This window comes from Micromonospora sp. WMMD558 (assembly GCF_049315255.1).
GTDB lineage: Bacteria > Actinomycetota > Actinomycetes > Mycobacteriales > Micromonosporaceae > Micromonospora.
Window position 1 is genome coordinate 2690530 of the sequence record NZ_CP186061.1, and the last position, 14857, is coordinate 2705386.

A 14857-nucleotide genomic window follows, 5' to 3' on the forward strand; every position below is an offset into this window, starting at 1 on the left:
AGGGAGATCGGCGTAGCGCGTGCGAGACTAGATAACCATGAGCGACCCACGGATCACCTCGTCGATCTTCACCCGCGGCGCGGTCGACCTCAGCGCGCTGCGCACCCCCGCCCCCACCCCGGCCTCCGCGCCCGTCCAGTCCGGCCCACCGGCCGGCGCGCCCGGCGGCGCCCCCGCCAGCGCCGTCACAGTCGTCGACGTGACCGAGGCGACGTTCCAGGCCGAGGTCCTCGAACGGTCGCTCAGCACACCCGTCGTGGTCGACTTCTGGGCCGAGTGGTGCGAGCCCTGCAAGCAGCTCTCCCCGGTGCTGGAGCGGCTGGCCGTCGAGGGTGGCGGCGCCTGGGTGCTCGCCAAGGTCGACGTGGACGCCAACCCCCGGCTCGCGCAGATGTTCCGCGTGCAGGGCATCCCGATGGTGTACGCGGTCGTCGGCGGCCAGCCGGTCGACGCGTTCTCCGGAGTGGTGCCGGAGGCCCAGCTGCGGCAGTGGATCCAGGCGATCCTCAAGGCCGGCGGCGTGGCCGTGGCCGAGCCCGCCGACCCCCGGCTGGACGAGGCCGACGACGCGCTGATGAGCGGCGACCTCGACGCCGCCGAGCGCGCGTACCGGAAGATCCTCGCCGAGACCCCGTCGGACGTCGCGGCGGAGGCGGGGCTCGCCCAGGTCGGGCTGGCCCGCCGGGTCGCCGGCGCGAATCCGCAGGCGGCGCTCGCCGCCGCGGCCGCGGACCCCGACGACGTCGGCGCGCAGCTGCTGGCCGCCGACATCGAGGTGCTCAGCGGCATGGCCGAGCAGGCCTACCAGCGCCTCGTCGGCCTGGTCCGCCGCACCGCCGGTGACGACCGGGAGAAGGTTCGCCAGCACCTGGTGGGCCTCTTCACCATCGCCGGCCCCGACGACCCCGCGGTGGCCTCGGCCCGCCGGGCACTGGCCAGCGCCCTCTTCTGACCCTGACCACGCCAGCGCGGGCCGGTGCACCCCGGCCGGCCCGCTCCGACACCTCGAGGACGGGAGCCCATGATGCGCCGGATCGCCGTCCTCGACGCGCCCAGCAACCTGGGCCTGCGCCCGCCCACGCCCACCTCGGTGCCGGGCTGCGCCAAGGCCCCCGGCGCCCTGCGCGACCACGGGCTGCTCGCCCGGCTCCGCGCGCGTGACGCCGGCTGCCTGACCCCGCCCCGGTACGACCCCGGCGACTGGCGGCCCGGCGACGGCGTGTGCCACGCCCATGAGATCGCCGACTACTCGGTGGCGCTCGCCGAACGGATCGGGGCGATCATCGACCGGGGGGAGTTCCCGCTGGTGCTCGGCGGCGACTGCTCGGTGCTGCTCGGCTCGGCGCTGGCGATGCACCGGCTCGGCGAGGCGGTCGGCGGCCGGATCGGGCTGGTCTTCGTCGACGGCCACTCCGACTTCCGGCACCCGGGCAACGCCTCGTACGTCGGCGCGGCGGCCGGCGAGGACCTGGCTCTGGTCACCGGCCGGGGGCAGGCCGACCTGGCGGCCATCGAGGGGCGGCGCCCGTACTTCCGGGACATCGACGTGGTGGTGCTGGGCATCCGCGCGCAGGACGAGTACCGGCTCGACCTCCAGGCCGCCGGGATCACCACCCGGCCGGTGCCGGCGCTGCGCGCCGAGGGCGCGGCCCGCACCGCCCAGTGGGCGCACGAGCAACTCGCCGACTGCGCCGGCTACTGGGTGCACGTCGACGTGGACGTGCTCGACCCGGCGGTGCTGCCGGCGGTCGACGCCCCCGATCCCGGCGGCATCGCCTTCGCCGAGTTGGAGATCCTGCTCGCCGGCCTGGTCGACACCCCGCACTGCCTCGGCGTCGAGCTGACCGTCTTCGACCCCGACTACGACCCGGACGGGTCGTACGCCGCCGAGATCGTCAACACTCTCGTGGCCGGTCTGCGGCCGGTCTCCGCGCCGGGATCGGTGCCGCCCCGGCTGCTGCCCGAGGCACCCGCCGCTCCCGCCCCACGGCGGGGTACGGCCCGGCCCACGGCCGACCCGGAATCCCTGCCCGCGCCCGGGCCCGGGCTCCTGGGCGACCGGGAGGACGCCCGGCGGGAGTCGGCGCCCGTTCCCGAGCCGCGCGCCGACGGGCGGGAGTCGCCGGCCGTTCCCCAATCGCGTGTCGACGGGCGGGAGTCACCGGCCGTTCCCGAGCCTCGCGTCGACCCGCGGACGTTGCCGGCGGTTGCCGGGCTGCGCTCCGACCGGCGGGAGCAGCCGGCCGTTCCCAAGGACGACCGGCGGGAGCGGCCCGGCGTGCCGGAGATCCCGCCCGCCGACCGGCTGGAGCCGGTCGGGCCGCCCGCCTCGGCCGGGCCCGGCCTGCTGCGCCGTACGCTGCCGCCGGGCTTCGACCCGGGCGGTGACGGCCGGCCGGCGACCGACGACGACCCGCCGCAGGCGGCGGCCGGCGCCGTCTGACCGCTCTCCGTCCGCCGCTGGCGGAATGATCGACTCGACGCCGCCGGCACGGCGGTGTCCCCCGCGTGGGACACCGCCGTACCGGCGGCACGGTGTGGACCGCCGTTCGCCGGCGGGCAGCGCCGACCCGGTCCTCGCCGTCGGGCGGCGGGGACCCGGTCGTCGGGCCGGCGGTCAGCGGGGGAGGGCGCGGAGGAAGCGCTCGGCGATGGGGGCCGCCGTGCCGCTGCCGGAGCCGCCCCGCTCGACGAAGACCGCGAAGGCGACGTCGCCCTGCCAGCCCACGAACCAGGCGTGCGTGTTCGCCGGGTTGTCGTCGTACTCGGCGGTGCCCGTCTTGCCGTGGACCGGGCCGCCCGGCACGTCGGCCAGGGCACTGCCGCTGCCGGCCGTGACCACCTCGCGCATCATCGCCCGTACCGCGGTCAGCGACTCGGCCTTCAGCTCCGGCCCGTCGGCGGCCGGCTTCGCCGGGGCCGGGTCGAGCACGAGTTTCGGCTGGACGAACCGGCCGCGGGCGACCGCCGCGGTGGCGGAGGCCATGGCCAGCGGGCTCACCACCGTGGTGCCCTGGCCGATGGCCGCGGCGGCCTGCTCGGTCGGGCCGCCGTTCGCCGAGACCTTGCCCGAGAACGCGTCCAGGCCGACGTCCCAGGTGCCCTCCAGGCCCAGCGCGCGGCCGGTGACGGCGAGCCCGTCGGCGCCGAGCTGCGGCGCCAGCGCCACGAAGGCCGTGTTGCAGGACTTCGCGAAGTCGGTGCGGAACGGGACCGATCCGAGCGCGAAGTCGTCCGAGTTCTTGAAGGACCGGCCGTCGACCTCGCGGGTCTTGGGGCACTCCACCGGCTGGTCCGGCGTGACCGCGCCCCGGTCGAGCAGGGCCAGCGCGCTGACCATCTTGAAGGTGGAGCCGGGCGGGACCTGGGCGGTGAAGGCCAGGTTCTCCCCGGCCGGGCCGGGGCCGTTGGCGGCGGCGAGCACGGCGCCGTCGCTGATGCGGACCGCCACCAGGGCCGCGCGTCGCTTCTCGGCGCTCAGCGCGGTGTCGGCGGCCTTCTGCGTCGCGACGTCGAGCGTGGTCTTCAGGGGCTCGCCCGGGCGGAACTCCCGGCGGAACAGTTCGGTGCCGGTGGGGGTCAGGGTGCCCTCCGGGCCGGGGCGGTTGACGACGACGGTGAGGCCCGGGGTGCCGCGCAGCCGCTCGTCGTACCGGCCCTGGAGGCCGCCGTGGCCCACCAGGTCGCCACGCGCGTACCGGTCGGGGTGTTTGGCCAGGTCGTCGGCCTGCGCCGGGTCGACCGTGCCGAGCGCCGCGCGGGCGAACTCGCGGGTCGGCGCGAGGTCCAGCTTGTCGGTCGGGAAGCGGGTGCCGGGCAGCTCGTAGATGCGGGGCTTGATCTGCCGGTACGCCTCGTCGCGCAGCGTGACGACCTCGACCCGCGCGTCGGGCTTGGCCTCGGCGAGGCGCTTCGGAAGGTCGGACAGGTCCACCGGCGGGACGAGCGCCGGCCGGATCGCCTTGAACGCCGCGTCGAGTTTCCGGACCACGCCGGGTACGTCCTTCACCTCCTGCGGCACGAGGGAGACCCGGACCACCGGCCGGGGCGCCACCAGCGGCTGGCCGGCCGCGTCCAGCACCGTCGCCCGGGGACCGGACTCCCGGCGCAGCCCCAGCCGGTCGCCCCGGGTGAGCTGCTCGTGGACGACCTGCGGCTCCCAGATCACCTGCCACTCGTCGTCGCCGCCCCGGGCGAGCCGCACCGGACGGTCGTACGCCCAGCGGGTGTCGCCGGGCAGCGTCCACTCGACGCGTACGGTGGCGGTCGCGGTGCCCGACGTGACCGTCGGCTCGCCGGTACGGCGCAGCTCCGGCGGGGTGGCCGCCAGCTCACCGGAGAGCTCCTTGATCTCCCGCGTGACGTCGGCGGCCGGCACCCGCGCGCCGGTGGCGTCGACGAAGCCGACGGCTTGGAGGTCCCCGGAACGCCAGCCCTTCAGGAAGGCGTCCACGCTGCGGGCCGGCCCGTCCTCGCCCGAGCAGGCGGTGAGCCCGCCGGCGACGAGCAGGGCTGCGGTGAGGAGCGCGTACGAAGAACGTGACGGATGGTGACGGCGGCGGTACGACAGGCGCATGGAACGATCCCCCGAGGTCTGGACTTCCTGCACCGTAGTACGCCCCCGCCGTCCGCATCGTCCCCGCTCGGGGCGGGTTGGCGGAAAGACGGACCCGTGACGGTGTGATGAACAACCCGCGGCGGGGTATCCCGGGACGGGCCAACCGCGTACCCGCAACCAGGTGAAAGGACGACAGTCCCGATCCGGACGTCCGCACTGTGGTCCGCCGACCAAGGCGCGTTTCGGCAGGGCCTAGGCTGGCGGCAGAGTGACCCACAACGCGGTGGGTCGAGGGGAGTGGCACCGATGGACCGGCGTCCGGCTACTAAACCGGGACCCGATCTCCGGCAGGTTGACACCAGCCGGGACGACAACTTCGATTCGGCAACCGATTCCGACGGCTACGGCGAGGTCGACACCGGCGTGACCGGTCTGACCGGTTCGAGCGTCGACACGATCTACGACCTGGGCCTGCCCGCCGACGCGCTGGCCGAGGACGTGGAGGACGCGGAACTCGACGAACCGGTACCCAACGCGGAGCGCCTGGTGGCCCAGGCGGTCGCGCTCGCCGGCGACGATCATGACCTGGCGACCCTGGTCAGCCGCTACTGGCGGTTCGCGCCGGACGAGGAGCTGATCGGCTTCACCGCCGAGGAGATGATCGACGCGGCCCGCACCCACCGGGAGTTGGCCGAGCAGCGGGTACCGGGCGAGCTGAAGTTGCGGATCCACTCACCCGACACCGACCAGCACCACACGGTCGTGGAGATCGTCACCGACGACATGCCGTTCCTGGTGGACTCGGTGACCGCCCTGCTCAACTCGCACCACCTCGACGTGCACCTGCTGGTCCACCCGCTGCTGGTGGTCCGGCGCGAGCCGCTCGGCCGGCTGGTCGAGGTGGCCGCCGACGTGGAGCCCGACGACGCGATCGCCGGTGACCTGGTCGAGAGCTGGATGCGGATCGAGATCGACCCGGTCCGGGACGCCGGCGAGCGGGACACGCTGCGCCGGGAGCTCCAGCGGGTGCTGACCGACGTGCGCGAGGCGGTGGAGGACTGGCCGAAGATGCGCCAGCGCGCCCTGGCCCTCGCCGACGAGCTGGCCGCCGCCCGCACCAGCGACAACCGACCGCCGGTGCCGGAGAAGGACATCACCGACTCGGTCGAGCTGCTGCGCTGGCTCGCCCACGACCACTTCACGTTCCTCGGGTACCGGGAGTACCGCCTGGTGGACGCGCCCGGCGCGGGCGACGGCAAGGCGTTGCAGGCCGTCCTCGGCACCGGCCTCGGCATCCTGCGCTCGGACTCCACGGAGGCCCGGGCGCTGGCGTCGATGACGCCGGAGGCGCACGAGAAGGTCACCGAGAAGCGCCTGCTGATCATCACCAAGGCGAACTCGCGGGCCACCGTGCACCGCTCCGCGTACCTCGACTACATCGGCTTCAAGGTGTTCGACGAGGCCGGCGAGGTGGTCGGGGAGCGCCGCTTCCTCGGCCTGTTCTCCACCGCCGCGTACCGCACCAGCGTGCGTGAGCTGCCGGTGGTCCGGCGCAAGGTGGCGGAGGTGCTCGACCGGTCCGGCCTGAGCCAGCGCAGCCACTCCGGCAAGGACCTGCTCCAGATCCTGGAGACCTACCCGCGCGACGAGCTGTTCCAGATCAAGACCGACGACCTGTACCACGCGGTGATCGGTGTGCTGCGCATGGCCGGTCGTCGGCAGCTGCGGGTGTTCCTGCGGCGGGACGCGTACGGCCGGTTCATCTCCTGCCTGATCTACCTGCCCCGGGACCGGTTCACCACGCAGAACCGCCTCCGCATGCAGGACATCCTGCTGCGGGAGCTGAACGGTGTCGGGGTGGACTACACCACCCGGGTCACCGAGTCGATGCTCGCCCGGGTGCACTTCATCGTCCGCACCGACCCGACCAAGCCGCCGGGTGACATCGACGCCGACCTGCTCGCCGAGGAGCTGGCCGACGCCACCCGCCTCTGGGACGACGACTACCGGCTGGTACTGGAGCGCAAGCTCGGCGACGAGCAGGCCAAGCACCTGTTCGCCCGGTACACCGACGCCTTCCCCGAGGGCTACAAGGACGGGCACACGCCGTACGAGGCGATGAAGGACCTGGCGAAGCTGGAGCTGCTGGAGGAGCCCGGCCAGCTGGAGATGCACCTGTTCCGCAAGCAGGTGGCGCCGCGCGCCGGCCGTGGCGCGGACGTCGACGAGTCGATGGACGTGCGGTTCAAGGTCTACCGGTACGGCGAGCCGATGATGCTGTCGGCGGTGCTCCCGGTGCTGCACTCGCTCGGCGTGAAGGTGGTCGACGAGCACCCGTACGAGGTGGAGCGCGTCGACGGCCGGATCTGGCTGTACGACTTCGGCCTGCGACTGCCCGAGGGGCACCACGACCTGGCCGAGGTGCGCCCGCACGTGGAGAACGCGTTCGCGGCGGCCTGGCGCGGCGAGGCCGAGGTGGACGGGTTCAACGAGCTGGTCCTGCGCGGCGGCCTCACCTGGCGGCAGGTGGTCGTGCTGCGGGCGTACGCAAAGTACCTGCGGCAGGCCGGCACGGTCTTCTCGCAGGACTACATGGAGTCCACCTTCATCGCGTACCCGCGGGTCGCGGCCCTGCTGGTGCGGCTCTTCGAGGTCCGGTTCGCGCCGGGGGCGATGGGTGCCGAGCAGCGCCAGCAGCAGAGCAAGGAGCTGGTGAGCGAGATCCACGCCGCGCTCGACGACGTGGCCAGCCTCGACCAGGACCGGATCCTCCGGTCGTTCCTGACGCTGATGCAGGCCACGCTGCGGACCAGCTTCTACCAGAAGCGCGCCGACGGGCGGCCGAAGGCGTACGTGGCGGTGAAGCTCGACCCGCAGGCGATCCCGGACCTGCCGGCACCCCGGCCCAAGTTCGAGATCTTCGTGTACTCGCCCCGCTTCGAGGGCGTGCACCTGCGCTTCGGGCCGGTGGCCCGTGGCGGTCTGCGCTGGTCCGACCGGCGCGAGGACTTCCGGACCGAGGTGCTCGGCCTGGTCAAGGCGCAGATGGTGAAGAACGCGGTGATCGTGCCGGTCGGCGCGAAGGGCGGCTTCGTGCTCAAGCAGAAGCCGGGCGACCGGGACGAGGCGGTGGTCTGCTACAAGGAGTTCGTCTCCGCGCTGCTGGACGTCACCGACAACATCGTCAGCGGCGAGATCGTGCCGCCGGAGGACGTGGTCCGGCACGACGGCGACGACCCGTACATGGTGGTCGCCGCCGACAAGGGCACGGCGACGTTCTCCGACATCGCCAACGAGATCTCCACCGCGCACACCTTCTGGCTGGGCGACGCGTTCGCCTCCGGCGGGTCCGCCGGCTACGACCACAAGAAGATGGGCATCACCGCCCGCGGCGCGTGGGAGTCGGTGAAGCGGCACTTCCGTGAGCTGGGGCACGACACCCAGACGCAGGACTTCACCGCCGTCGGCGTCGGCGACATGTCCGGCGACGTGTTCGGTAACGGGATGCTGCTGTCGAAGCACATCCGGCTGGTGGCCGCGTTCGACCACCGGCACATCTTCCTCGACCCGGATCCGGACGCCGCCACCTCCTGGGAGGAGCGCAAGCGGCTGTTCGACCTGCCCCGGTCGTCCTGGGAGGACTACAACCCCGAGCTGATCTCGGCGGGCGGCGGGGTGCACCCGCGTACGGCCAAGTCCGTGCCGATCACGCCGCAGGTCCGGGCGGTGCTCGGCCTCGACGACGACGTCACCCAGATGTCGCCGCAGGAGCTGATGAAGGCGATCCTGACCGCGCCGGTCGACCTGTTCTGGAACGGCGGCATCGGCACCTACGTGAAGGCGTCCAGCCAGACCAACGCGGAGGTGGGCGACAAGTCCAACGACGCGATCCGGGTCAACGGCAAGGACCTGCGCTGCCGGGTGATCGGCGAGGGCGGCAACCTGGGCTTCACCCAGCACGGGCGGATCGAGTACGCCCTGGCGGGCGGCCGGATCTACACCGACTTCATCGACAACGCGGCCGGGGTGGACTGCTCCGACCACGAGGTGAACATCAAGATCCTGCTGAACACGGCGGTCGCCGACGGGGAGCTGACCGTCGCCGAGCGGGACGAGCTGCTCGCCCAGATGACCGACGAGGTCGCCGACCTGGTGCTGCGGGACAACTACGACCAGGCCCGGGCGATCAACAACGCCCAGGCCCAGGCCGCGTCCCTGCTCCCGGTGCACCGGCGGATGATCAGCGAGCTGGAGCGATCCGGGGCGCTGGACCGCGCGCTGGAGGCCCTGCCGCCGGACGAGGAACTCGCGATCCGGACCGAGTCGGGCCTGACCGCGCCGGAGTTCGCGGTGCTGCTCGCGTACGTGAAGATCGCGCTGGAGAAGGAGATCCTGACCGAGGGGCTCCCGGACGAGGAGTGGACGACCGACGTCCTGGTCAACTACTTCCCCACCCCGATGCGGGAGCGGTTCGCCGACCGGATGGGCCGGCACCGGCTGCGCCGGGACATCGTCACGACGTTGCTGGTCAACGAGGCGATCAACCGGGGCGGCATCTCGTTCGTCTTCCGGGTCGTCGAGGAGACCGCCGCCAGCGCCGCCGACGTGATCCGCGCGTACGTCGTGGTCCGCGAGGTGTTCGGGCTGCGTGACCTGTGGGCCGCGGTGGAGGCCCTCGACGACAGGATCGCCCCCGAGCTCCAGACGGGTGTCTACCTGGACACCCGGCGGCTGCTCGACCGGGCGGTGCGGTGGCTGGTGACCAACCGCCGGTCGCCGATCGACGTGCCGGCGGAGATCGCCCGTCTGCGCGACGGGGTGGCCCGCCTCCTGCCCGGGATGGAGACCCTCTTCTACGGCAGCGAGCGGGAGGCCATCGCGGCGCACATCGACTCGATGGCCGCCAAGGGCCTGCCGCGGGACCTCGCCGAGCACGCCGTCCGGCTGATGTACAGCTTCGGCCTGCTCGACGTGGTGGAGACGGCGGCGAGCAGTGGCCGGGACGTGGGCGAGGTGGCGTCGGTCTACTTCGTGCTCTCCGACCGGTTCCGGGTGGACTCGCTGCTGTCGAAGATCTCCCTGCTGCCGAGGGAGGACCGCTGGCAGACCCTCGCGCGGATGGCGTTGCGCTACGACCTGTACGCGGCGCTGGCCGCGCTCACCGCCGAGGTGCTGGACTCCACGCCGGACACCCTGCCGCCGCACGAGAGGGTGCACCAGTGGGAGCAGTCGAACGCGACCTCCATCCACCGGGCACAACGGGCGATGGGGGAGTTCGACGAATCCCGCGCCGACCTGGCGGCCCTGTCGGTGCTGCTGCGCCAGATCCGGACGCTGGTGCGAACCTCCGCGGCCTCGTGATGCCGCACGCGACCCGGCGGTCGGCTCGTCCGACCGCCGGGCCGCGTCGCACCGCGCGTCATTCCGCCCGGCTGGCGAAGACGACGATGTTGTCGGGGTAGCTGCCGGCGGTCCGGTCGAAGATGCCGCCGCAGGTCACCACCCGTAGCCCGACCTTGTCGGTGGGGCCGTAGACCTGCTCGGTGGGGAAGGCGGTCTTCGGGTACGCCTTCACCGACTCGACGGTGAAGCCGACCTGCCGCCCGTCGGCCCGGGTGACGTCGATCCGGTCACCCGGCTGCAATGCGCCGAGGGAGAAGAAGACCGCCGGGCCCATCGCGGCCGAGTCGACGTGCCCGACGATCACCGAGTTGCCGACCTCGCCCGGGCTGGGTCCCGGCTCGTACCAGCCGGCCAGGTGTGCCTGCTTCAGAGGAGGCACCTCGACCGTTCCGTCCGGGTTGGTCCCGAGCTTCATGATCGACGCGTCGACGTCGATCCGGGGAATGGCGATCCGGGTGGGGGCGGACCGGGGCAGTCCGGCGGGGGTCGGCGCAGCGACCACGTCCGGATCGCCGCCCTCGGCCGGATCGCCGCCCTCGGCCGGAAGGTCGGCCTCGATCGGGCCGGCGGCGTCGGGCTCGGCCTCGACCGGGCCGCTGGAGGCGGGTCCGGCCTGGGCGAGCGGCTGTGGGGGCCGGGGAGCGGGGGCGTCCTTGAGCGAGGCCCCGATCAGGCCCGAGCCCACCATGGCGAGCAGGACGACGACCGCGGCGCCGGCGGCACGCCACGGAAACCCGTGACGGCCGCCGGCGCGTGTCGTCGTCATGTCAGACGAGAGCACCGTCGGTCCGACGCCGGCGCAGCAGCACCAGGCCACCCAGGGCGGCGGCACCGAGCAGGCCCGCCCCACCGGCGGCCAGGCCCTGGTCGGTGCCGGCGGTCATGCCACCGTCACCGCCGTCGACCCCGCCCTTGGGGAATACCACCAGCTTGCCATCGCCGCAGGAGCCCTCGATCTTGTAGACGCCCGGCTTGGCCCACTTGTCGACCTTGGCCTCGCCGTAGTAGACGAAGTCCTTCTTGTGCTCCCACCGGTCCTTGCCGTGGTCCTTGGACTTCTCGTCGTCGTGGCGCTTGTCGTCGTCGTGCCGCTTGTCGTCGTGCCGCTTGTCGTCGTCGTGCCGCTTGCCGTCGTGCCGCTTGTCGTCGTCGTGCCGCTTGTCGTCGTCGTGCCGCTTGTCGTCGTGCCGCTTGTCGTCGTCGTGCCGCTTGTCGTCGTGACGCTTGTCGTCGTCGTGACGCTTGTCGTCCTCGCGCTTCTTGTCGTCCTCGTGGCCCTTCCAGTCACGGCCCTCCGCGTCCTGGCCGTACTCGTCGCCCTTCCAGTCCTTGCGGTCCTTCCCGTGCTCCGAGTCGTCGGCAGCGCCGCCCCCGTAGCCGTCGGGCCGCATGGTGATGGTCTCGTCCGGCTCGGGACGCTTGTCGTCCTTGCCGTCCTTGCGGTGGTCGTCCTTCTTCCAGTCGTCCTTCTTGTCGTCGTGCCGCTTGTCGTCGTGCCGCTTGTCGTCGTGCCGCTTGTCGTCGTGGCGCTTGTCGTCGTCGTGCCGCTTGTCGTCGTCGTGGCGCTTGCCGTCGTGGCGCTTGTCGTCGTCGTGCCGCTTGTCGTCGTGGCGCTTGTCGTCGTGGCGCTTGTCGTCGTCGTGCCGCTTGTCGTCCTTGTCGTGCTTGACCGGCTCGAGCTTGACCTTGCCGGTCACCTTCGACCAGGCGAACGCGTGCTTCTGCGGCTCCTCGCAGATCTGCAGCAGCTTGACCTTCTCACCCGGCTTGACGACGTGCGGCTTGGCGATGACCTTGCCGTCCTTGTCGTTGCGGTGGTGGTCGTGGTCGTCCGCGAACGCGATCCCTGGCGTGAATACGAGCAGGGAGGCGCCACCGAGAGCGGCACCCGCTACGACCTTCCCGAGCATCTTGTTTGCCATGACCTGCGTCACTCCATCCCTCTTGTCCTGGACTCGGCGACAACCGAGCTACGCCCGACGTTAGACCGATTCACGACGTATGAAGGGAAAGATTCGTCTTTTCCACTTTGTGGAGGTCACGGGCGGTAGGGCCGGTACGACCGGTACCGGGACCGACCGCCGATGTTGCCGGTTCCCGGGGCGTTCCAGACCTGTTGGGAGGTGCCGACGCCGGCCGGGGCGGATGGGGGAAACGTCCCCGCGCCACCGGACCGACAGCCATCGGGGCATTGCTATGGAAGCGCTCCCATGCAAGAATCGTCGAACGCGGGGAGCCACGCACCGCGCATCGGCAGGGAGTCGAGGGCAACCGGTCCGCCGGACGACGATCCCGCCGGCCGACCGTCGTAGCGTCGCCGGTCCGGCACACCACCACCGCCCGTCCGGGTCGGGCACCCCCGAACACATCCCCGATGGCGCCGGTAGGCCGTCCGTGCCCGCCGGGCCGTTCCGCCGGGCCGCTTGCGGTCCCGGTCTCGCCCAAGGAGATCTGTGGCATGAATGTGTGGAGAAGGCTCTCCGGCCCACGCCGGGCCCTCGCGCTCACCGGCGCGGGCGCCCTGGTCGCGGGCGGGCTGGTGACGCTACCGGTCACCACGGCCCACGCGGCGACGCAGTGCGAGGTGTCGTACACGACCAACGACTGGCCGGGTGGGTTCACCGCGACCGTCAACATCAGGAACATCGGTGACGCGCTCAACGGGTGGACGCTCGGCTTCACGTTCCCCAACAGCTCGCAGCGGGTGGTGCAGGGCTGGTCGGCCCGGTACGCCCAGTCCGGCCAGAACGTCACGGCGCAGAACGAGTCGTACAACGGCTCGGTGGCCAGTGGCGCCACCGTGAGCATCGGGTTCAACGGCTCGTGGAGCGGCAGCAACCCGAAGCCGACCTCGTTCACCCTCAACGGGGTCACCTGCAACGGCGGTGGCGGACCCACCACCCCGCCGCCCACCACCCCTCCGCCGACGACCCCACCGCCCACGACGCCGCCGCCGACCACCCCGCCGCCCACGACACCGCCGCCCGGCGGTCCCCGGGTCGACAACCCGTACCTGAACGCCCGGGGGTACGTGAACCCGGAGTGGAAGGCCAAGGCCGAGTCGGTGTCTGGCGGCAACCGGGTCTCGAACAACCCGACCGCCGTCTGGCTGGACCGGATCGCCGCCATCAACGGCACGCCCGACAGCAGCTCGAACGGCGCCATGGGTGTGCGGGACCACCTGGACGCGGCGCTCGCACAGGGCGCCAGCTACATCCAGTTCGTCATCTACAACCTGCCCGGCCGGGACTGCGCCGCACTGGCCTCCAACGGTGAACTGGGCCCGGACGAACTGCCGCGCTACAAGGCCGAGTACATCGACCCGATCGCCGCGATCCAGGGTGACGCGAAGTACCGGAACCTGCGGATCATCAACATCATCGAGATCGACTCGCTGCCGAACCTGGTGACCAACACCTCCGGCAACCCGGGCGGCACCGCGATGTGCGACACCGTGAAGGCCAACGGCGCGTACGTCAACGGCGTCGGGTACGCCCTCGCCAAGCTGGGCGCCGTCCCCAACGTCTACAACTACATCGACGCCGCGCACCACGGCTGGATCGGCTGGGACAGCAACTTCGGCCCCACCGCCGACATGCTGAAGTCGGCGGCCGTCGCCTCCGGCAGCACCGTGGCCAACGTGCACGGCTTCATCGTCAACACCGCCAACTACTCGGCGCTGCGCGAGCCGTACGTCCGGATCACCGACACGGTGAACGGTCAGACGGTGCGGCAGTCCAAGTGGGTGGACTGGAACCAGTACGTCGACGAGCTGTCGTTCGCCCAGGCGTTCCGGAACAAGCTGGTCCAGGTCGGCTTCGACGCCAACATCGGCATGCTGATCGACACGTCCCGCAACGGCTGGGGCGGCACCGCCCGGCCGACCGGCCCCGGCCCGTCGACCAGCGTGGACGCGTACGTCGACGGTGGCCGGGTCGACCGCCGGATCCACGCCGGCAACTGGTGCAACCAGTCCGGCGCCGGACTGGGCGAGCGGCCGAAGGCCGCGCCGGAGCCGGGCATCGACGCGTACGTGTGGGTCAAGCCCCCGGGCGAGTCGGACGGCTCCAGCAAGGAGATCCCGAACAACGAGGGCAAGGGCTTCGACCGCATGTGCGACCCGACGTACGGCGGCAACCCCCGCAACGGCAACAACGCGACCGGCGCGCTGCCCGACGCGCCGATCTCCGGGGCCTGGTTCCCGGCGCAGTTCCAGCAGCTCATGCAGAACGCGTACCCGCCGCTGTCCTGACCTCCGGCGCCCACCCGCCGCTGGACTCAGGTGAGGCGCTCCAGCGGCAGGTTCCCCGGGCCCCTGGTCCGACCGTCCCGGTCGGGCCAGGGGCCCCCTCGTGCGTGCCGGCCCGCCGGTACCGGCGCCGGCCGCGGCCTGCCGGCGGGCGTGGCCCGGCCGGTCAGGGGACCGTACGTTCGATCGCCGCCTGGCCCAGCTCGGCCAGATCCCGGCGGGCCTTCTCGATGTTCTCCGGCGTCAGGTCCTGACCGCGCGCGGCCACCAGGTCCTCCGGCTCCCAGGGCTGCTCGGCGCCGGTGCGGATGTTGTCCGCGCCGGCGCCCGTGCCGGTGCCGGTCGCGCCGGTGCCGGCGGCGTACGGGTCGCCGATGATGTCGTCCGGCCCGCCACCTCCGATCGGGCGGTCGCCAGGCTCGGTGAAGGCCGGATTGTCCCGATCGGCGGCGCCGCCCGTCATCAACTGGGGGACCCCCGTGTCGTCCTCGACCGCCGCGGCCACCTCGGGGCTCTCCTCCAGCGGTCGGTCCCGGTCACGATCGGTCATGGTGTCGCCCTCCTGTCCGCACGCGCGTTCGCTACCTCCTCGCGTACCCCGTGCGGCGGACGCCATGCGCGGACCGGCCCGGCCGGTCCGCGCATGC

Annotated in this window: 7 protein-coding genes and 1 pseudogene; 4 read left to right on the forward strand and 4 right to left on the reverse strand. The window is 72.4% G+C overall.

Annotated features, from left to right (window positions below):
- The first annotated feature begins 37 nt into the window (after positions 1-37).
- The gene (locus tag ACN26Y_RS13105; RefSeq protein ID WP_155330552.1) at positions 38-952 is read left to right on the forward strand and encodes a tetratricopeptide repeat protein; all 915 of its coding nucleotides are present in this window, start codon (positions 38-40) and stop codon (positions 950-952) included.
- A 69-nt stretch (positions 953-1021) separates the two neighbouring features.
- Positions 1022-2110 (forward strand): annotated as a pseudogene (locus tag ACN26Y_RS13110) (arginase family protein); the annotation flags it as partial.
- Between the two features lie 507 nt (positions 2111-2617).
- Here the strand turns inward: ACN26Y_RS13110 and ACN26Y_RS13115 are convergent.
- Positions 2618-4576 (reverse strand): penicillin-binding transpeptidase domain-containing protein, encoded by a 1959-nt coding sequence (locus ACN26Y_RS13115; protein WP_422734762.1) that lies wholly within the window; start codon positions 4574-4576, stop codon positions 2618-2620.
- Between the two features lie 288 nt (positions 4577-4864).
- Between ACN26Y_RS13115 and ACN26Y_RS13120 the strand changes: the two genes are divergently transcribed.
- Complete coding sequence (locus ACN26Y_RS13120) at positions 4865-9919, forward strand: NAD-glutamate dehydrogenase (protein ID WP_422734763.1); 5055 nt, start codon at positions 4865-4867, stop codon at positions 9917-9919.
- A 58-nt stretch (positions 9920-9977) separates the two neighbouring features.
- Here the strand turns inward: ACN26Y_RS13120 and ACN26Y_RS13125 are convergent, their stop codons facing one another.
- Complete coding sequence (locus ACN26Y_RS13125) at positions 9978-10727, reverse strand: class F sortase (protein WP_155330555.1); 750 nt, start codon at positions 10725-10727, stop codon at positions 9978-9980.
- Between the two features lies 1 nt (position 10728).
- Positions 10729-11883 carry a hypothetical protein gene (locus tag ACN26Y_RS13130; RefSeq protein WP_422734764.1) on the reverse strand — a complete coding sequence of 385 codons (1155 nt, stop codon included), beginning with the start codon at positions 11881-11883 and terminating at the stop codon, positions 10729-10731.
- A 536-nt stretch (positions 11884-12419) separates the two neighbouring features.
- Here ACN26Y_RS13130 and ACN26Y_RS13135 point away from each other — a divergent pair.
- Complete coding sequence (locus ACN26Y_RS13135) at positions 12420-14213, forward strand: glycoside hydrolase family 6 protein (protein ID WP_422734765.1); 1794 nt, start codon at positions 12420-12422, stop codon at positions 14211-14213.
- Between the two features lie 163 nt (positions 14214-14376).
- Here ACN26Y_RS13135 and ACN26Y_RS13140 read toward each other — a convergent pair whose 3' ends face one another.
- Complete coding sequence (locus tag ACN26Y_RS13140; protein ID WP_155330558.1) at positions 14377-14760, reverse strand: hypothetical protein; 384 nt, start codon at positions 14758-14760, stop codon at positions 14377-14379.
- Positions 14761-14857: the final 97 nt, after the last annotated feature.

What these genes read in the sequence shown, in the direction of transcription:
- ACN26Y_RS13120 (WP_422734763.1), top strand. Translation starts at nt 4,865, where the DNA reads ATGGACCGGCGTCCGGCTACTAAACCGGGACCCGATCTCCGGCAGGTT.
- ACN26Y_RS13135 (WP_422734765.1), top strand. Translation starts at nt 12,420, where the DNA reads ATGAATGTGTGGAGAAGGCTCTCCGGCCCACGCCGGGCCCTCGCGCTC.
- ACN26Y_RS13130 (WP_422734764.1), bottom strand. Translation starts at nt 11,883, where the DNA reads ATGGCAAACAAGATGCTCGGGAAGGTCGTAGCGGGTGCCGCTCTCGGT.
- ACN26Y_RS13115 (WP_422734762.1), bottom strand. Translation starts at nt 4,576, where the DNA reads ATGCGCCTGTCGTACCGCCGCCGTCACCATCCGTCACGTTCTTCGTAC.
- ACN26Y_RS13105 (WP_155330552.1), top strand. Translation starts at nt 38, where the DNA reads ATGAGCGACCCACGGATCACCTCGTCGATCTTCACCCGCGGCGCGGTC.
- ACN26Y_RS13125 (WP_155330555.1), bottom strand. Translation starts at nt 10,727, where the DNA reads ATGACGACGACACGCGCCGGCGGCCGTCACGGGTTTCCGTGGCGTGCC.
- ACN26Y_RS13140 (WP_155330558.1), bottom strand. Translation starts at nt 14,760, where the DNA reads ATGACCGATCGTGACCGGGACCGACCGCTGGAGGAGAGCCCCGAGGTG.